We start from the raw sequence: 17807 nt of genomic DNA on the forward strand, positions 1-17807 counted from the left end.
ACATACGCCGGTTGCGGTGTTAGTGCCGCCCGCTAGGCCGCGGACGACGGGTCTGTGGAGTGCGTTGCCGCATCCGCGGGGCGACGCTCCGGCTTGTCGTCGAGCAGCGGGCGGAGCGCCGGCGTCTGTAGGTCGTCGAACTGCCCGTCGCGTGCGCTCCACACCCAGGCCACGACAAAACCGATGACGAGCAACAGCGCGAGCGGGACCAACACATACAAGACGCTCACGTGGTAGCTCCGGTGAAGGTGCGGCCGCGCCAAGCCGCGATAACAACACTCAGGGAACTGACCGGCATCACGATGGCCGCAATGAGCGGATCCATGACCCCCGTGAGGGCGAGAGCGGCTCCGACCAGATTATAGAATAACGAGAAACCGATGCCGAGGCGGATCAGCGTGACGGTGCGTCGCGCGCCGGTTTGTAGTTCGAGGAACGGTACGAGCCCAGCGCGCGTGAGGAAAACATCGGCAGCGGCAAGGCAGGCCTCGGCGCCGCCGCGCACCCCCACGCCGACGGAGGCCGCAGCAATGGCGGCGGCATCGTTGACCCCGTCGCCCACCATGACGACCGTTCCCGAGCGCGCTGCGTCTTCGATGGTCGCGCGTTTGTCTTCGGGTGACGCGCCGCCTCGGCATTCGTGTTGCGGAATCCCGAGGGCACGTGCGGTGGCGGCGACGACGCGCGGATCGTCGCCGCTGAGAATGCCGATGCGCCAGCCGGCGGCGCGCAGCGTGTCGAGGGCCTCTTTGGTGCCGTCGCGCAGGGGGTCGCCGAACCCGGCGCGCGCGACCACCACGCCATCGACGGCCACAAGCACGGGGGTGAGCGCGTCGTCGAGCGCGGCGAACTGTTCAGCAGAGCCGGCGGCGCGCTCGAGGACGAACGAAGGTTTGCCGATCACCACGCGGCGCGCATTGACGACGCCGTCGAGCCCACCACCAATAGTTTCGCGCACATCACTCGCGATCTGCGTGGGATCGCCCCACGCGCGGAGGAATGCAGATGCCACGGGGTGACGGGAGTGTTGTTCCACCGCGAGCACCGCCGCGCGAAGATCGTCGGGGCCGTCCCACTGCACGAGCTGCATGCGGCCTTCAGTGAGCGTGCCGGTTTTATCGAGGATGAGGCGCGACGGCTTGGCGAGCAGCTCAAGTGCGTCGCCACCCTTCACGAGAATGCCTTGTTGCGCGGCGCGCCCTATTGCCACGGTGATGGCCAACGGCGTTGCAAGGGCGAGCGCGCACGGGCAGGTCACCACGAGCATCGCAATCGCATTGTCGATAGCGCTGGAGGTGTCTTTGCGCACCCAAATCAGAAAGGTGAGTGTCGCGAGCGCGATGACGGCGGCAATGAATCCGCCGGCCATGCGGTCGGCGAGTCGCACCACGGGGGCGCGGCGGCGGGCGCTGTCTTCCACGTCTTTGAGAATGCGGCCGAGTCGGCTCTGCTCGCCGGCACTGGTGACGCGCACGCGGAGCGGTGCACTCAGGTTGATGGTGCCCGCGTACACCTCGGCGCCTTCGGCGACTGCCACCGGTCGCGATTCGCCAGAGAGGAGCGAGAGATCCATCGACGATCGACCGGTCAGCACTACGCCGTCGGCGGCGAGGGTGTCGCCCGCGCGCACATCAAGTGTGACACCGGGGAGCACCGCTTGCGTGGGGACTTCGCGAATCTGCTCGCCGTCTACCACGCGCGCCGTGGATGGCGCGAGCGAAAAGAGAAGTTCGGCGGAGTCGGCGGCGGCGCGCTGCGCTCGTTGCTGAAGAAAGCGTCCGACGAGTAGCAGAAAGATGAGCGTGGCCACACCATCGAAGTAGATGGGGCCGGCATCGCGAATTGTATTCCACGATCCGCGCAAATATCCCACGCCAATAGCGAGTGCGATGGGCACGTCCATATGCAACGCGCGTTGCCGGAGCGCGCCCCACGCGCTTACAAAGAACACCCGTCCAGGCCAGAGCACGGCAGGCGTGGTCAACAGAAAACTCCACCAGCGGAAATAGCGGTGGAACACGGGGTCCATGCCGCCGAACCAGCCCGCGTAGATCGCAATCGCGATCATCATCACATTGGCCGCGATGGCGCCGGCCACGCCGATGCGCGTCAGCGACGCACGGTCTTCGCGCTTGCGCAGTTCGTCGGCCTTGCCGCCGCGGTACGGATGCGGCGGATAGCCAAGGCGGTCGAGAAAGCCGGCGATCTGTGAGAGCGGCGTCTTGGTGGCATCCCACACGATGTGGGCGAGGGCGCGCCCCACATCGAGCTCGGCGCGCGCCACGCCAGGAATGGCGAGCGGCATCTTCTCGACGAGCCACACACAACTCGCACAGTGCACGCGCTCGAGGTAGAGATCGGTTTCGACGAGACCGTCGGTACGCGGCGTCACGTACAGCTCACGGAATGCGTCGTGGTCAAACTCTTCGAACGAACGTCCGCTCACCGCGACAGGCCCTTCGCGGCGTTCTACAAACGAGTAGTAATCCTCGAGGCCGTGCTCGTGAATGAGCGACCAGGCGGTGCTACATCCAGCGCAACAGTACTGCCGCAGCGCGCTGGGTTCGAGGAATCCGGTAGGGACCGGAAGACCGCAGTGTGCGCACGCGATGAGTTCCGTGGCCTCCGTGGTCGGTTGTTCCGCGCGAACGCTACTGACCATGCGTGGGGGCTTCGTGTTGGTGGGCGTGCATGGCCGGAGGGCCGAACTTGCCGACAACAGTGAGCAAGCCGAATACAACCATCGCCGCGGCGGTGACGGCAGGCAAGCGCTTCCGCAGCGGCCCGAGCAGCGATTGCGCGCCGAGTCCGAGCGCGGCCATCGCCGGGACAGTGCCGAGCCAGAACGCGGCCATCACGATCGCCCCGCTCGTGGCGGTGCCCGCGGCGGCGGCGGTGGCGACAAATGCATAGAGCCATCCGCACGGAAGGAGTGGTGTCAGCACGCCAAGTGTGAGGCCCCGTACGAGCGGGTCGCGCGCACTGACGCTCTTGAGCGCACGGGCGAGTGCCGCCCGCATGAAGGGCGGCACTCCGAGCGTCGGCATCCGCACTCCCGCGGCGACAAGCGCGGTGGAGGCGCCCCAGATGATCATGAGCGAACCGGCCACAATGGCGGCGGGACGCGCGATGCCGGTGATTTCTCCAGCGCGATCGAACCCTGCGCCGGCCGCTCCAGCAATGGCGCCGAGTGCCGCGTAGGCGGCGAGCCGTCCCGCATTATAGCCGAACGTGGCGCGAGCACTGGTCGGGCCGGTGCCAGCGACGAAGCAGGCCAGTCCGCCGCACATGCCCGCGCAGTGAGCACTGCCGAGCAACGCTGCGACAAAAACGGATGCGACGAGCGCGATCACCGCGCTGGCGCGGCCGGTGTCGCGGCGGCCGAGACTTCGGCCCGCAGGTCAATGGCAAACCGATCGCGGCCCCGCACCACTTCGATCTGGAACTCCCAGAGCCCTGGACGGTCGAGCGCGAGCACCGCGCCGTATCGCCCGGCTCCGCGTTCCGGAAGCGCCGATTCCACGTGTCGTGCGCCGACGACGTTGTTGATCGCCGCGACCGTGACATGCGCACCCGTGATCGGCGCACCAGCGGAGTCGCTCAGCATGATGCCGACGTCCGAGGCGTGATCGGCGAGCGAGCCCGCCGTGAGCGTGATCTTCCAGCCGAGTCGCGCGCTCGCGTCGCGCTGCGCGACCACGGAGTCGTACGCGACGCCCTTGTTGTAGTAGTCCGGCTCGATGGCCATCGACGCGTCGTGCGTGGCGGTCCAGTACATCCAGCCCTGACTCACCGCGGTGGCCAGCAACATTCCGCCGACGAGCCACGGCCAATACCATCCTTTCTTCATCATTTATGCTCTCGGGATTCGCGCTCGTGTTCGTCCGGTCCGCGGAGACGCCAAGGAATCAGTTGCGAGAATCCGGCATCATCCGTCACGCGCAAGGTGATGCGGTGCGTACCGTCGTGGAACGCCGACTCGGGCATGATGATGAACATGCTCGTGGCGGCGTTCTTGCCGTTGGTGAGCGTCAGCGGCAGTTCCGGTGCGATGAGTTTCGCGCCGTCGGCATCGAGCAACTCAACGGCGTAGCGACGCACCCCGTTTGAACGATTCGCGATTTTCACGCGGACTTGATTCACCACGGAGCCGTCGGGTTCACGGGAGAAGGGCTGTCCGATGGCGCCGAGGATCGTGACGTCCGCTTTGGCCTTGGTCTTGAGCGCGTAAATAAATCCGCCAAAGAACAGCGCAAAGGCCAACGGGTAGAGCACGGTGCGCGGGCGAATGAAATGCCGGACGTGGCCCTCGAGTGCTTCCTTGGACGTGTACCGGACGAGTCCTTCGGGCTTGCCGACTTTGCGCATCACCGTGTCGCAGGCGTCGGCGCACTGGGTGCAGTGAATGCACTCCATCTGCAGTCCATCGCGAATGTCGATGCCGGTGGGGCAGGTGTTCACGCAGGCGTTACAGTCCACACAGTCGCCGACGGACGCACCCGCGATGGGCAGTCCTTTCTTGGGCGCGCGGCGCGGCTCACCTCGAGCAGGATCGTACGCGATAATCAGCGATTGTTTGTCGAGCAGCACGGCCTGCCAGCGCCCGTAGGGACAGGCAACGAGACAGGTTTGCTCGCGGAACCAGGTGAAGTCGAGAAAGACCATCAGCGTCACCACGGCCATCACCACGAACGGCACCGGCTCTTCGTATGGCGACGAGAGCATCCAGTGCTGCAACGCGTCGGTGCCCACGAAGTAGGCGAGGAAGGTGTTGCCGAGGATCGCGGCGAGCACGGCGTAGATGGCGTACTTGGCGAGGCGACGCGGATGGAAGTGTTGCCGCTGCTTGTCCATCTGCCGAGAGCCGCCCCACCCGCCCTCGAGCCAGCGCTCAATGGGACGGAAGAGAAACTCCATGTACACGGTCTGCGGGCAGGCCCATCCGCACCAGACGCGCCCGTAGAGCGCGGTGAGCAGGAAAATGCCGATGAGCAGGCTGATGCCGAGGAGCATCAGGAGCAGGGTGTCGGTCGGCAGAAAGGTGGTGCCGAACAACGTGAACTCGCGCCGCGGGAGGTCGAGCAGCATCAACGGTTTGCCGTTGAGCCGAAAGTGCGGAATCGCGAGGAAGAGCACCATCAGCCCAAAAGCCACCGAGCGACGTCTTTGCCAGAGCTTGCCCTTGGAGAGTTTGGGCCGGATCCACCGTCTGGATCCGTCAGCGTTCAGCGTGGCGAGGACGCGCTCGGTGGGGGCTGGTGCGGTCACGGCTTCTTTGTTGGGTCAGCGCTGGGTGTGGGCGTGGCGGCGGCGGGAGCGGCCGGAGCCGACGTGGCGAGCACACCGTCCGGCGCCTTGGGATTGGCCGGGTTGGTGCCATGCAACGATACCACATATGCCGAGAGGGAATTGATTTGCTCGGGTTTCAGGAGCTTTCCCCACTGTGGCATGCCTTTGGCCAACACGCCCTGATCGATCGTGGTGTGAATTTCCACGGGCGAGCTGCCGTGCACCCAGAAATCGTCGGTCAGGTTGGGGCCGATGAGCCCGCCGCCGTCGGCGCGATGGCAGCTGACGCAGTTCGTGCTGAACAGCGCTTTTCCCTTTTCGACTTCCGCTTTGTCCGCCACGATGGCGGCCATTTGCTCCGGCGTCACGTTCACGCCGCCCTGATTGGGATGCGCCGCCGCGAAGGCGGCCATTTCCCGGTCATACACTTCTGCTTTTTTGGCGCCAGCACCGATGTCGCCCGGCGCGAAATAGTACACCGGCACGAGGATGACGGTCACGAGGAACAGGAGGAGCCACCAGCGCGGCATCGGATTGTCGAACTCCTGAATGCCGTCGTACTCGTGGTCCATGATGGGGCGATCTTCACCAGCTTTCGTCATTGGGTAGCCTCAGGGCTCGCGAGGAGTCTGGGGGTTCAAGTCGTCGAGTGGCATCCTGCCGGCGCGCTCATAGAGAGCGGAGCGCGACGGCAGGAGCAGATTGATCGCCACGGCGACGAAGGCGAGAAAGAACAGGATCAACGCCACGATCGCGTAGCCGGAGAGTCCGGACGCGCCCACGACGTCTGCGAGACTGCGCACGATCAGTTGCCCCCGGCCTTCGCCGGGATCGGCGCCACTGCGACGCCGGCGGGTTTCTTGATATCCGTGCCAAGACGCTGGAGATAGGCGACGAGCGCGGTGATTTCCTTGTCCTGCAATCCGGCCGGTCCACCGTTCTTTTGGATGTCGGTCGCGACCACGGTCGCCTGATCACGCGCCATCTGCTCGGCCTTGTTCACGGCCTCGCCATAGGGCACGCCAAGCATCGCCATCGCGTCAACACGTTTCTGAATACCGCCGAAGTCGAGGCTGTTCTTGAGCAGGCTCGGATACGCCGGCATGATCGACTTGGGCGAGAGCGAGCGCGGATCTTCCATGTGCCGCACGTGCCAGAGGGCGGGATACTTGCCGCCTTCGCGCGCGAGGTCCGGACCGATGCGGCGCGAGCCCCACAGGAACGGATGATCGTACACCGACTCGCCGGGCTTGGAGTAATCGCCGTAGCGCTCGGTTTCGTACCGGAACGGACGGATCATTTGCGAGTGGCAGTTGAAGCAGCCCTCGCGGATGTAGAGATCGCGGCCGGCGAGTTCCAGCGGTGTGTAGGGCTTGACGTTCGCGATCGTCGGGACGTTCGACTTGATGAGGAACGTCGGGATGATTTCGAACAGCGACGCCACCAGTACGCAGACCACCACCATCACCGTGAAGAGGAGCGGTGCGGCCTCCCACTTGCGGTGCCACCCCATGCCAATGAGCCGAGCGAACGCTCCGCCAGCGGCCGGCGCATGGTGCGGTGCCGGCTGGGCGCTGAGCGGTGCTGCGGTGACCACTTGCACTTCGTAGGCCGCGGGACGCCGGCGCCACGTCATGAGGATGTTGTACGCGAAGATCAACGCACCGATGATAAACAACGTGCCACCCGCGACGCGCACCCAGTACATGGGCATCAAGCGCATCGTGGTTTCGATGAAGTCGGGGAACTGCAGACGCCCCGTCTCGTCAAAGGCACGCCACATCAGCCCCTGCGTAATGCCGGCGCTGTAGATCGAAGCCACATACAGCAGAATGCCGAAGGTCGACACCCAGAAATGGGTCTCCGCCAGTTTCTTGCTGTAGAGCTGCGTCTGGAAGAGGCGCGGCGCGAGCCAGTAGATCATGCCGAACGTCAGGAACCCGTTCCAGCCAAGCGCACCGGTGTGCACGTGGGCAATAATCCAGTCGGTGTAGTGCGCGAGCGCGTTGACCGACTTGATAGAGAGCATCGGGCCTTCGAACGTGCTCATGCCGTAGGCCGTCACTGCGAGCACGAAGAACTTGAGTACCGGTTCCTCGACCACCTTGTGCCAGGCGCCACGCAGCGTGAGCAGGCCGTTGATCATGCCACCCCAACTCGGGGCAATCAGCATCACCGAGAAGACCATGCCGAGCGTGCTCGCCCAGTCGGGGAGCGCGGTGTAGTGCAGGTGGTGCGGGCCGGCCCAGATGTACAAGAAGACCAGCGACCAGAAGTGCAGAATCGAGAGTTTATAGCTGAAGACCGGTCGTTCTGCGGCCTTCGGCATGAAGTAGTACATCAGACCGAGGAACGGCGTCGTGAGGAAGAACGCGACGGCGTTGTGGCCGTACCACCACTGCATGAAAGCGTCCTGCACACCCGCGTATATCGAGTAGCTCTTTAACGGCCCGACCGGAATGGACAGGTTGTTGAAGATGTGCAGTACGGCCACGGTGATGATCGACGCAATGAAGAACCAGATCGCCACGTAGATGTGGCGTTCGCGGCGCTTGGCCAGCGTCATGAAGTAGTTGATGGCGAAGGCCACCCACACCACGGCGATGGCGATGTCAATCGGCCACTCGAGTTCGGCGTACTCCTTGGCTTGGGTAAAGCCCAAGGGGAGCGTAATCGCCGCCGCGACGATGATCGCCTGCCAGCCCCAGAAGTGGAACTTGCTGAGGCCGTCGCTCCACATGCGCGTCTTGAGAAGACGCTGCGTGGAGTAGTAGGCTCCGCAGAACCAGGCGTTACCCGCGAATGCGAAAATCACCGCATTCGTGTGCAACGGTCTCAACCGCCCGAAGGTCAGGATCGGGCCAAGATTGAAGGCCGGGTTTGCCAGCTGCAGGGCAACGATGAGGCCGACAAGGAACCCGACGAGACCAAAGATGATGGTCGCGAACAGGAACTTTCGTACGATATCGTCGTCGTACGAGAAGGAATCGAGACGCGCGTTCATATGGTGGGGAATCTCCGCGGAAGGACAGCCCATAAGAAAGGACAGATACCGGTTATCCACAATCCTCAGTTATTGAATCGACTGTCAGGGAATCTCTGACGCCGGTCCAGTTCCTGCTCGGAGAGCGTTGAGGATGACCGCGATGTCGATGGCCTCCTGCAAGAGCGCTCCGACGGTCGGCGGGATGTACCCCAGCGCGGCCGCGACCATCGCCGCGCCGCTCAGCAGGAGTCCCGCGAAGATGCTTTGCCGCGCGATATGTGTGGCGCGCCGGCCGATCGCGATGGCGTCGGCCACGCGTGTGACGTCGTCCGCGAGTAGCACGATGTCGGCGGCTTCTGCTGTGATGCCGCCACCGTGCGCCGCGAGGGCAATGCCAACTGTGGCGGCGCTGAGCGCGGGGGCGTCGTTGGTGCCGTCGCCGGTCATCAACACTTTGTGCCCGGCGGCGAGCAACTCCTTCACCACGGCCACTTTTTGGTCAGGGAGCATGTCGCCGCGTGCTTCGGTAATGCCGAGGGTACGGGCGATCTCTGCGACGTTCTTTTCGTGGTCGCCGGAGAGCAACACGGTTCGGTTCACGCCAAACGTTTTGAGCCGCGCGAAAAAGGCGGGGAGCCCTTCGCGCGCGTGGTCGGCGTAGCGAAGTTCGCCCGCTGCCGCACCATCGATCGCGACATACGCGCGGAGACCAGCGCCCTCTTCGTGCAGCGCCGCCAATCCGGACGCGGCGGAGGGTTGGGTGGCAGCCACGTAGCGCAGCGAACCCACCGATACTTTGCGCCCATCAACGGTGCCGGAAATTCCGCGGCCGGGCGTCTCTACAGAGTCACGCGCCTCAGGCACCCGCAACCCGCGCGCCTGCGCCGCCAACACCGTGGTGCGCGCCAAGAGATGCCCACTCGCATGCTCCACACCGGCGGTCAGTGAGAGCAGGGTGGCCTCGTCAAAGCCGTCGGCAGGGCGGACCTCGGAGAGCTCTGGGTAGCCGATGGTCAGCGTGCCGGTTTTGTCGAAGACCGCCGCATCCACCGAGCCGATTTGCTCCAGCGCGCTCCCCGTGCGCACAATGATCTGGTGCCGTGCCGCGCGGTTGATACCACTGATGATCGCGACCGGCGTGGCGAGAATCAGCGGGCACGGCGTGGCCACCACGAGGACGGCGAGCACGCGCAACGCATCGCCGGAGAGGAACCAGGCAAGCGCGCACGCGATGATGGTGATCGGCGTGAACCAAATGGCGTAGCGGTCGGCGAGGCGCTGGATGGGCGATTTTTCTGCCTGGGCGCTCCGCACGAGTTCCACAATGCGCGCGTACAGACTGTCGCGTGCGGGAGCCGTGGCGCGCAGACGAAATGCCGATTCCTGATTGACCGAGCCGGAGCGCACCACGGAACCGGCGGTCACAAATTCCGGCGACGGTTCGCCGGTGAGGCGCGCGACGTCGATGTGCGACGCGCCGTCGGCAATGATGCCGTCGCACGCGACCATTTCGCCGGGACGCACGAGGAGCAGATCGCCAGGGACGATGGCGTCCGCTTCAATGTCTTCGGTGGTCTCTCCGCGCACGCGATGCGCCACACGCGGCGCGGCGCGTTCCAACTCACGCACCGCATCGGAGGCGCGGCCTTCGGCGTAGGCGTCGAGCAACTCGCCACCCGTTTGCATGAGGACAATGACGAGGCCGGCAATCGGCTGGCGCAGCACCACCGCCGTGACGATCGCAAGCATCGCCACGACATCGGCCGCAAAGTGACCACCGAACAAGCCGCGCAGCGTTTTCCACGTGACGGGCGCCCCCGTGAGCACGAGCGCTACCAGCCAGACGCGGTCCGCGAGCGTGGCGTCAAAGATCCGAACGATGGCTCCCACCACGAGGGAGGCGAGTACCGCCAATGGCAACCGCGCGGCAGGTGACGACACGATCGCAAAAAAAATCGCCCCCCGACCACTGGCCGAGGGGCGATCTGGTTCCTGCAATGGAGCGGTCACGACGCTACCTGACAGCGCTTGCCGTGGGCTTGGGCGCCCCGGCTTCCTTGGCGTACTGCGCGTTGGTCAAAAGCACGATGCCGTACAGCACGATGCCAATCGCAACGGCGCCAACAATGAGGCCCGTAAAGGCCGCGTTACGATCGGAGGGATGGTGGTTGCCGGACATGGGAAAATCCTCGAGAAAGAAGCGAAGGCGACGCGTGGTTGGGCGCGTGGTGGGGCGCGTTAGGCGACGCGTACCGTCGTCATGGAATCGTTCTGTTTGATCTTCTTCATCACATCGAGGCCGCTGGTGATCTGACCGAACACCGTATGCACGCCATTGAGGTGCCGCGTGTTGTCTTCGCTCAACACCATAAAGAACTGGCTTCCGCCCGTGTCCTTGCCGGCGTGCGCCATCGAGAGCGCGCCCACCGTATGCGTGCGCGGATTCCCCTTGGTTTCGCACTTGATGGTCCAGCCTGGGCTGCCGGTGCCCGGCGGGCCCTTGGGGTCCTTGCCGGTATTCGGGCAGCCACCCTGCACTACGAACTCAGGGATGACGCGATGGAACTTGAGTCCGTCGTAGAAGCCCGCGTTGGCGAGTTTCTCAAAATTGGCGGCCGCGATCGGGGCGTCCGTCTCGTAGAGTTCGGCCACGATGGTGCCGATGTTGGTTTCGAACGTCGCAGTCTTGGTCATATGACAGGAATTCTAGTGCGTGGAACGCCTCGGCGCACGATGCGACGGGCGGTGCCGCCCACTCAGGGCGACTTGGTGGGCTTGGGGCCCGAACTGATACCGAATTTATAGAAGCGTGGCACCTTGCAGCCACCCTTTTCGGCCGGCGTAAAGGTCCATTTCGCTGCCGCCTTCTGCGCCTGCGTTGCAAACCACGGATGCGATGCCTTGAGCACGATGAACGTGGACATATTGGGCTTTCCAAGGGTGTCCACTAGGACCTCCCACGTGAGCTCCATGTAGTTCCCTTTGCCAAACACGCCACGCGGATACGGCGGCTTGAAGACCGGCGGATCCATCTTCACGGGTGAGGGCACGCGCTCAACCTCGAGTCGCGGATTCTTTACCGCCTCGGCGACGGTGAGGTAGCACAGGTCGCTTCCCGTCGGCACGACGGCTGCGGGAGGCGCTGCAGGCGCGGGCTCGGGTGTTGGGGGCGACGGCGCGCATGCCGCGGCCGCGAGCAGTGCTGCGATTGCCGCGAAGAGGCCTACCGTCCGCGACGCGCGGGGTGCAAATCGCACGGTCATTGGTCGGTGATGCCGCGCACTCACACGTCCGCAGACGGGCAGATGTCGCGGAGCGAGCACGACTCGCAGCGGGGCTTGCGGGCGTCGCAGGTGCGGCGGCCGTGCCAGATGAGTAAGTGCGAAAACTTCGTCCACGAATCTTTAGGGAACAAGGGAAGCAGCGCCTTCTCCACTTTTACTGGATCGGTTTCGTCGGTGAATCCAAAGCGCGCGGCGAGCCGTGCCACGTGCGTGTCCACAACGATCCCTTCGTTGATGCCGAAGGCATTGCCGAGAATAACGTTTGCGGTCTTGCGCCCCACACCGGGCAGCTTGATGAGTTCCGCCATCGTGCGCGGAACCTCGCCACCGTGATCGTCCACCAGCGCCTGCGCCATGCCCACAAGGCTCTTGGCTTTGTTCCGGTAGAAGCCCGTACTGCGAATGACCTCTTCAAGCTCTTCCATCTCGGCGTCGGCGAGCGCCGCCGCGGTCGGATATCGCTTGAACAGCTCGGGGGTGACCATGTTGACGCGCTTATCCGTGCATTGCGCGCTCAGGATGGTGGCCTCGAGCAGTTGCAGCGGCGTGGCGAAGTCGAGTTCGCAGTGCGCGTCGGGGTACTCCACGAGCAATCGCCGTTCGATTTCTGCCGCGTGCGAGAACAGCGCGGCGGCGCCCATCGGGCGGCCTTTGCTTCGCGCCGACGCTTTGCGATGTGGTGACATGCGTCGCCTTAGTGCGCGGCCACCGCGCGAGCGCGGCGGGTGCGAGAAAAATCGAGCACGGCGTCGGCGTCACCGGCGTTGAGAATGTCGCGGGCGGTCAGCCATCCCTTGCGGGCGATGTCCACGCCGAGTGCGGCGTGGTCGAGGCCTTGGCGCGAGTGTGCGTCGGGGCCGATTTCAATGCGCACGCCATGGCGGCGTGCGTCGCGGCAGAGGCGCCAGTCGAGGTCGAGACGATGCGGGTCGGCGTTGAGCTCCACGGCCACACCGTCGGCACCGGCTTTGGCGAGTACCGCCTGCATGTCGATGGGGTACGCCTCGCGTGTGAGCAAGAGTCGGCCCGTGGGATGCCCGAGGATGGTCACGCGGGGATCGTCGAGCGCTTTGAGCACGCGTTCGGTCATCTGCTCTTCGTTCATCCCGAATCGCGAATGCACCGACGCAATGACGTAATCAAATCCGTCGGTCACATCGGTGGGGTAGTCCACATCGCCCGAGGGAAGAATGTCCGCTTCGATCCCTTTCAATACGCGCATGCCGTCGAGGCGTGCGTTGAGTTCGTCAATTTCCGCGTGCTGGCGATCAATAGACTCGCGCGTGAGGCCGCCCGTGTAAAACGCCGACTGCGAGTGGTCGCTGATGCCGATGTATGACCAGCCGCGGCGCTTGGCGTCGTCGGCGAGTTCGGCGATCGTCGTGCCGCCATCGGAGTATTGCGAATGGCAATGCAGCACGCCGCGCAGGTCGGCGAGCGTAACGAGCGTGGGCAGCGTGCGTGACGCCGCCGCATTGGTTTCGCCGAGTCCCTCGCGCATTTCGGGCGGAACATAGGCGAGGCCAATGGTGGTGTAGAGCGCTGGCTCATCGGCGAGTGGTACGGTGCTGCCGAGCGCATCCGTGAGCACGTCGCCGAGGCGGAACCCCATTGCCGCGGCGTGGGTGACGACCGAGGCCACGTGCGCTTCGTTGCCCGTGGCGCGCCAGAGTGCCACTACGAATTCACGAGCCGGAACGCAGTGGAGGTTGAGCCGCGTGCCGTCGTTGAACCGGATGGTGACGCGTGGTGTGCCGTTGCCAAGCGATGACCGCACGGCGTCGCCACGGGCGAACTGCGCGGCCGCGGCACTCGGATCGCCGACGCACTCGGCGACGATGTCGAGGTCGCGCACGACTTCGCAGCGCCGTCGGACGGCGCCGGCCACGGCCGCGCGTTCCACTGCGGGAAGGGCGCGCACCATCGCCAACAGGCGTTCGGCTTCGGCGCTGGCGTGGGGGAGCAGAAACGCGGTGCCGGTCTCGCGTAATCCGCTGATGCCGCGAAGAATCTGCTCGGCCATCGCGCTGCCAAACCGTGGGAGCCTCGCGAGGCGGCCGTCGCGGGCGGCCGCTTCGAGTCCTTGTAAGGAGTCGATGCCGAGCCCTTCGTGCAGCCGACGGATGCGCGACGGGCCGAGCCCTGGAATCCGTAGCATCTCAAAGAGCCCTTCGGGCGTGGACTCACGCAGTCGGTCGAGCAGGGTGCACTCGCCGTCGCGTTCCAGTTCGGCAACGGCTTGGCTGACGTCGGGGGTGTGCGTGTCAACGCCCTGCAGTTCGAGCAGGGCGTGGAGCTCGGCCACGAGGTGGGAAGCGTGCGGCAGTGGCACGCGTCAGGGCGCGATCAGTCTTCGATGCCCGCGAACGCGGCGAGGCGATCGATGAGGGAGTGCAGCTGCTTCTCCGTGAGGTCGATTTCCTGCGCAGCGCCCTCGACATCGAGAAGGCCAGCGCGCATGGAGATGGCGACCTGATTGAGATAGCGGATCTTGGCGAGAATGTCGTCCGTTGCTTTCCGAAGTCCGTGGAAGCGCCGTTTTTCGGAGAGGGCGCGCCGATGGCGCTTGACGAGATCTTCCGTTGTCAGGCGATGTGCCGCCGTGAGGACTTCTTCTTTGGTGCGTCCCGGGAGGGCACCGCGGTCTGGGAGACCGAGGTCGTCCCACGACTCGTCGGCAAACCAAAGGCGACCGACGTACTCCACGCCATCGTAACCGACGCGCACGGTCACATTATACCGTCGACCTTCGCTGTCGATGGTGGCCAAATGCGGTTGTGAGATTTCGTCGAAAGAGGCCATAGGGGCGTGTGCTGTCGGGTCAAATCGGCGGCGTCGTTAGACGGCATCCGGTCGCCGGAGGAACCGCCTCAGCGCGGTCATCAGGGAGCTACGTGCTTCAACATACGGTACGTGGCCGCAGTCCTCCAGCACCACCAGCTCCGCCCCAAGGGCGCGGGCCGCCGCTTCGGAGGACGCGAGCGGGATCGGATCCTGCCGTCCGTGGACAATTTGGACGTCGATGGGCACGGTGGCGAGGGCGGGAATGAGGTCAAACTCCCCAAGGCTTTCCCACACCGATTGCTGGACCCGCCCGGTGACTCGAAATGGAGTAAGGTCAGTGGCGCGTCGGGGGTCGGCAAAGTAGCCGGCCACACTGAGTTCGAAGGTGCGCTGGCGATACGCCACGGGGTCGCTTTCGCGGAGTCCGGAGGCGGCGAGGGCGCTGCGCAGGGTCTGTACTTCGCTGCTCGTCTGGCGGCGCGCAAATTCGGCTTCGAACTCGGACCGCCACTGTCGGGAGAGCGGAGCGGGGTCAACGAGGGCGAGTCGCGAGGGGGCGGGGGTCACCCGCCCGGCAGCTGCCTCCACGGCGTAGAGAAGCGCGAGCATCCCGCCCCAGGAATAACCGAGGATCGTCGGCGTCGCGGGCTCGAGCTCTGTGAGCACAGCGGCGAGGTCCGCCACGTGCGTCTGCCAGGTGATGGGGGTGCGATCGTCGGTCTTGGACTGGCCCCCTCCGCGCTGATCGTAAAAGAGCAGGTCAAAGGTGTCGGCGAGGTCGAGCAGCTGCGGGAGCAGGTAATCGTGGTGCGCTCCGGGGCCGCCGTGCAGTACGACGATGGGCGGCGCGCCGGCGCTGCCGTAGCGGCACCAATAAAGCGGCGTGTCGGTGTGCTGCGTAAAGCCGTGGATGCGAGGTTCGGGAATGGCGGCGGGAGACATAGCCGAATCCTAACCGATTACGCGAATGTCGCGGCAATGCGTACGGTGTTGAGATGCACACGCACGGTGTCGTCGATGTTGCGACCGTAGCCGCCGGCGATGGTGACGCACACGGGGAGTCCGATCTCACGACAGGCGCTCAGCACCATGGTGTCGCGCCGCTGGAGTCCGTCGAAGGTGAGGGCCAGTCTGCCGAGCGCGTCGCCCTCGTGGGGGTCCGCGCCGGCAAGGTAGAACACGACGTCGGCCTTCGCGTGCACAAGCACGCGCGGCAAATGCTCGGCGAGGAGTGTCAGGTACGCGTCGTCGCCAGCGCCATCCGGAAGTTCGACGTCGAGCGAGCCGGGGACTTTCCGAAATGGGTAGTTGCGTCCACCGTGCATGGAGAAGGTGAACACGTCAGGGTCGCCGGAAAAAATGGCGTGCGTGCCGTTGCCCTGATGGACGTCGAGGTCGATGATAGCCACCCGGTGCGTGCGTGCGTCAGGCCGCGCTTGCAGCAGGCGTGCGGCCACCGCCACATCGTTGAAGACGCAAAATCCCTCGCCGTGCGAGGCGAAGGCGTGATGGGTGCCTCCGGCGAGATTCACGGCGATGCCGTGTTCGAGGGCTGCAGCGGCGGCCTCGCAGGTCCCCCCGACGGCGCGGAAGGCGCGTTCCACGAGCAGCGGCGACCACGGGAACCCGACGAGGCGCACAGCGGCGGCGTCGAGGGTGCCCTGTTCGACCGCGTCGACCCACGCCGCGCTGTGCACGCGCAGCAGATCGTCGCGCGACACGCGGGCGGGATCGTGGAGGTGGGTTGCTGGCACCAGTCCGCCATCGATGACCGCATCGCGAAGCTTCTGGTACTTGGCGATGGGAAAGCGATGCCCGTCCGGAAGCGGAACGGTGTGGCGGGCGCTCGACCAAGCGTGCAGCGGCACGGCGTCCCTGGGGGCTGGTGGTGGCGAAGGCTGGCGACGGTCGCCGGCGCGCGCGACGCTGTAGTGTGAAACCGATATTCGGCTTATGTTATGCGAGTGCCGCAGGTGGCACCAGCATCGCCCTCCGAGACGCATGGAAAACGCACTCACTCTCGCCCGTCATTTTGCTCGCCTCGTCTGGCTGTTGATCCACGAGCCGGACTCCGTGGATGAGCAGAAGGCAGCGCTGCGTGCCGTGGTGACCGTGTCCAAGGACAAGGCGGCGCGCTTGTCGGTGACCGACGGCCGGCTCATGGTGAATGACGTGGAACTCCCGAATGCGCTCTCCGGAGCCAGCGAACTCATCGACCGGTTGGGTCGACACGGTATTGCGGAACTCGAGATTGCTGAGCACGCGGTGGCTGCCGACCTGCTGACGATTGCGCGATTGCTGGCCGAGGGCAGCGGAAACGATGGGGTGGGGGCGGAGGCGGCGCGGCAGCTGCTGGTGTTTGAAGCGCCGACGGTGCGCCTGATGCGCGAGGCGGCGACGGCGCCGGTCGAGGTGGCTCGCGCTCCTGCCACCGTGACCCTCTCGGCGTTTGCGCCGGATTCCCCGGAGCGCGCGACACTCCAGCAGTTGGCGGAGGCGACCGACCCACAGGTGGCATCGGGGATGCTCGACAACCTGATGTTTGTGGCGGAGACGGCGTTCCGTGAGGGGCGCGTCGTGGATGCAGCGTTGCTGTGCGCGGCGCTGCAGGAAATTGAAGCGCAGATGATCGAAATCGAAGTGCGACGGTTCTTTCTCGTGGCGCTGCGTCGGTTGACCAAGCCGAATTTTCTGCGACCGATCGCGAATCTCGTGGCGACGAATCCTGAGCACGCCGTGATGGCCGCAAACATCCTCGACCGGTTTGGGCAGGACGGCGTCGACGCCCTCGTGGATCAGTATATCAACGCGCATGCAGACGCCGAGCGCGAGTTGTATCGCGCCGCGCTGGTGTCGCTACCCGGGGTGCGCAGCGCGCTCACGCAAATGCTGAGCGACCCTCGGTGGTTTATGGCGCGCCACGCCGTGCTGCTGCTCGGTGATCTCGGCGCGGCACAGAGCGAGCGTGCGGTGGCCGAGTTGCTCAATCATGCCGACGAACGCGTGCGACGCGCGGCGGTGCGTACGCTGGCGCGCGCGGAAACGGCGTTCGTGTTCGACGCCATGGCGCGCGCGCTTGCCGACGCCTCACCCAGCGTGCGATTGGCAGCGATTGCCGCGCTCGTAGCGCGCAAGAGTACGCGCTCCGCGACGCTGTTGAGTGCGGCAATCGACGACGAAGAGCAGCTCGAGGTGCAGTTTGCGCTGTTGGCGGCGCTGGGTCGCATCGCGACGCCGGACTCGGTGCAAAAGCTGATCAAAGCCACGGAGTCGGGCGGTGGCTTGTTCAAGACCAAGAAGAATGCCGGGCTACGGGTGGCCGCCGTGCACGCGCTCGCCGAAGCGCGCACGCCGAACGCCACCAATGCGCTCCGTTCGTTGCAGAGCGACCGGGATAAAGAAGTCGCGGAGGCCGCACGACTCGCGCTGGCTGCTCCGCGCCCGTCTGCGGCGTAAGCCCAGCC

Annotated in this window: 18 protein-coding genes; 1 reads left to right on the forward strand and 17 read right to left on the reverse strand. The window is 65.2% G+C overall.

Translation table 11 applies throughout. The features are described 5' to 3' along the window. Nucleotides 1-32: 32 nt before the first annotated feature. From ccoS to NTZ43_10905, 17 genes are all read right to left on the reverse strand, one after another. Nucleotides 33-230, reverse strand: a complete 198-nt coding sequence (ccoS, locus tag NTZ43_10825) for a cbb3-type cytochrome oxidase assembly protein CcoS (protein ID MCX5767703.1) — start codon at nt 228-230, stop codon at nt 33-35. Then, complete coding sequence (locus tag NTZ43_10830) at nt 227-2662, reverse strand: heavy metal translocating P-type ATPase (GenBank protein ID MCX5767704.1); 2436 nt, start codon at nt 2660-2662, stop codon at nt 227-229. The genes ccoS and NTZ43_10830 overlap by 4 nt, the downstream gene beginning before the upstream one ends. Further along, entirely contained in the window at nt 2652-3353 is a 702-nt protein-coding gene (locus tag NTZ43_10835) for a sulfite exporter TauE/SafE family protein (GenBank protein MCX5767705.1), read from the reverse strand. Before NTZ43_10835 ends, NTZ43_10830 begins: the two co-directional genes overlap by 11 nt. Next, nucleotides 3350-3853 carry a FixH family protein gene (locus tag NTZ43_10840; protein ID MCX5767706.1) on the reverse strand — a complete coding sequence of 168 codons (504 nt, stop codon included), beginning with the start codon at nt 3851-3853 and terminating at the stop codon, nt 3350-3352. Before NTZ43_10840 ends, NTZ43_10835 begins: the two co-directional genes overlap by 4 nt. After that, nucleotides 3850-5268: a cytochrome c oxidase accessory protein CcoG gene (ccoG, locus tag NTZ43_10845; protein ID MCX5767707.1), complete on the reverse strand. Its 1419-nt coding sequence runs from the start codon at nt 5266-5268 to the stop codon at nt 3850-3852. The genes NTZ43_10840 and ccoG overlap by 4 nt, the downstream gene beginning before the upstream one ends. Beyond that, nucleotides 5265-5891 carry a c-type cytochrome gene (locus tag NTZ43_10850; protein MCX5767708.1) on the reverse strand — a complete coding sequence of 209 codons (627 nt, stop codon included), beginning with the start codon at nt 5889-5891 and terminating at the stop codon, nt 5265-5267. Before NTZ43_10850 ends, ccoG begins: the two co-directional genes overlap by 4 nt. Before the next feature lie 9 nt (nt 5892-5900). Continuing rightward, nucleotides 5901-6092 carry a cbb3-type cytochrome c oxidase subunit 3 gene (locus tag NTZ43_10855; protein ID MCX5767709.1) on the reverse strand — a complete coding sequence of 64 codons (192 nt, stop codon included), beginning with the start codon at nt 6090-6092 and terminating at the stop codon, nt 5901-5903. Nucleotides 6093-6094: 2 nt separating this feature from the next. Further along, a complete protein-coding gene (gene ccoN, locus NTZ43_10860) occupies nt 6095-8293 on the reverse strand; it encodes a cytochrome-c oxidase, cbb3-type subunit I (GenBank protein ID MCX5767710.1) in 2199 nt (732 codons plus the stop codon). Nucleotides 8294-8377: 84 nt separating this feature from the next. Continuing rightward, complete coding sequence (locus NTZ43_10865; protein ID MCX5767711.1) at nt 8378-10216, reverse strand: heavy metal translocating P-type ATPase; 1839 nt, start codon at nt 10214-10216, stop codon at nt 8378-8380. A 73-nt stretch (nt 10217-10289) separates the two neighbouring features. Further along, nucleotides 10290-10454, reverse strand: coding sequence for a hypothetical protein (locus NTZ43_10870; protein ID MCX5767712.1), 165 nt, complete (start codon nt 10452-10454; stop codon nt 10290-10292). Between the two features lie 59 nt (nt 10455-10513). Then, nucleotides 10514-10969: a peptidylprolyl isomerase gene (locus NTZ43_10875; GenBank protein ID MCX5767713.1), complete on the reverse strand. Its 456-nt coding sequence runs from the start codon at nt 10967-10969 to the stop codon at nt 10514-10516. 62 nt (nt 10970-11031) lie between these two features. Next, nucleotides 11032-11538, reverse strand: a complete 507-nt coding sequence (locus NTZ43_10880) for a hypothetical protein (protein ID MCX5767714.1) — start codon at nt 11536-11538, stop codon at nt 11032-11034. A gap of 20 nt (nt 11539-11558) precedes the next feature. Further along, on the reverse strand, nt 11559-12200 hold the full coding sequence (gene nth, locus NTZ43_10885) for an endonuclease III (GenBank protein MCX5767715.1): 642 nt from the start codon (nt 12198-12200) through the stop codon (nt 11559-11561). Between the two features lie 53 nt (nt 12201-12253). Beyond that, nucleotides 12254-13864, reverse strand: coding sequence for a PHP domain-containing protein (locus tag NTZ43_10890; protein ID MCX5767716.1), 1611 nt, complete (start codon nt 13862-13864; stop codon nt 12254-12256). A gap of 41 nt (nt 13865-13905) precedes the next feature. Then, a complete protein-coding gene (locus tag NTZ43_10895; GenBank protein MCX5767717.1) occupies nt 13906-14361 on the reverse strand; it encodes a hypothetical protein in 456 nt (151 codons plus the stop codon). 36 nt (nt 14362-14397) lie between these two features. Further along, nucleotides 14398-15285, reverse strand: coding sequence for an alpha/beta hydrolase (locus tag NTZ43_10900; protein ID MCX5767718.1), 888 nt, complete (start codon nt 15283-15285; stop codon nt 14398-14400). Between the two features lie 17 nt (nt 15286-15302). After that, nucleotides 15303-16211, reverse strand: a complete 909-nt coding sequence (locus NTZ43_10905; GenBank protein ID MCX5767719.1) for a histone deacetylase — start codon at nt 16209-16211, stop codon at nt 15303-15305. Nucleotides 16212-16344: 133 nt separating this feature from the next. Between NTZ43_10905 and NTZ43_10910 the strand changes: the two genes are divergently transcribed. Next, nucleotides 16345-17799, forward strand: coding sequence for a HEAT repeat domain-containing protein (locus tag NTZ43_10910; GenBank protein MCX5767720.1), 1455 nt, complete (start codon nt 16345-16347; stop codon nt 17797-17799). The last annotated feature ends 8 nt before the right edge of the window (nt 17800-17807 follow it).

The organism is Gemmatimonadota bacterium (genome assembly GCA_026387915.1).
GTDB lineage: Bacteria > Gemmatimonadota > Gemmatimonadetes > Gemmatimonadales > Gemmatimonadaceae > Fen-1231.

Coding starts and splice junctions, on each gene's coding strand:
- NTZ43_10830 (MCX5767704.1), bottom strand. CDS start 2,662: ATGGTCAGTAGCGTTCGCGCGGAACAACCGACCACGGAGGCCACGGAA.
- NTZ43_10840 (MCX5767706.1), bottom strand. CDS start 3,853: ATGATGAAGAAAGGATGGTATTGGCCGTGGCTCGTCGGCGGAATGTTG.
- NTZ43_10850 (MCX5767708.1), bottom strand. CDS start 5,891: ATGACGAAAGCTGGTGAAGATCGCCCCATCATGGACCACGAGTACGAC.
- ccoN (MCX5767710.1), bottom strand. CDS start 8,293: ATGAACGCGCGTCTCGATTCCTTCTCGTACGACGACGATATCGTACGA.
- NTZ43_10870 (MCX5767712.1), bottom strand. CDS start 10,454: ATGTCCGGCAACCACCATCCCTCCGATCGTAACGCGGCCTTTACGGGC.
- NTZ43_10875 (MCX5767713.1), bottom strand. CDS start 10,969: ATGACCAAGACTGCGACGTTCGAAACCAACATCGGCACCATCGTGGCC.
- NTZ43_10880 (MCX5767714.1), bottom strand. CDS start 11,538: ATGACCGTGCGATTTGCACCCCGCGCGTCGCGGACGGTAGGCCTCTTC.
- nth (MCX5767715.1), bottom strand. CDS start 12,200: ATGGGCGCCGCCGCGCTGTTCTCGCACGCGGCAGAAATCGAACGGCGA.
- NTZ43_10895 (MCX5767717.1), bottom strand. CDS start 14,361: ATGGCCTCTTTCGACGAAATCTCACAACCGCATTTGGCCACCATCGAC.
- NTZ43_10900 (MCX5767718.1), bottom strand. CDS start 15,285: ATGTCTCCCGCCGCCATTCCCGAACCTCGCATCCACGGCTTTACGCAG.
- NTZ43_10910 (MCX5767720.1), top strand. CDS start 16,345: ATGGAAAACGCACTCACTCTCGCCCGTCATTTTGCTCGCCTCGTCTGG.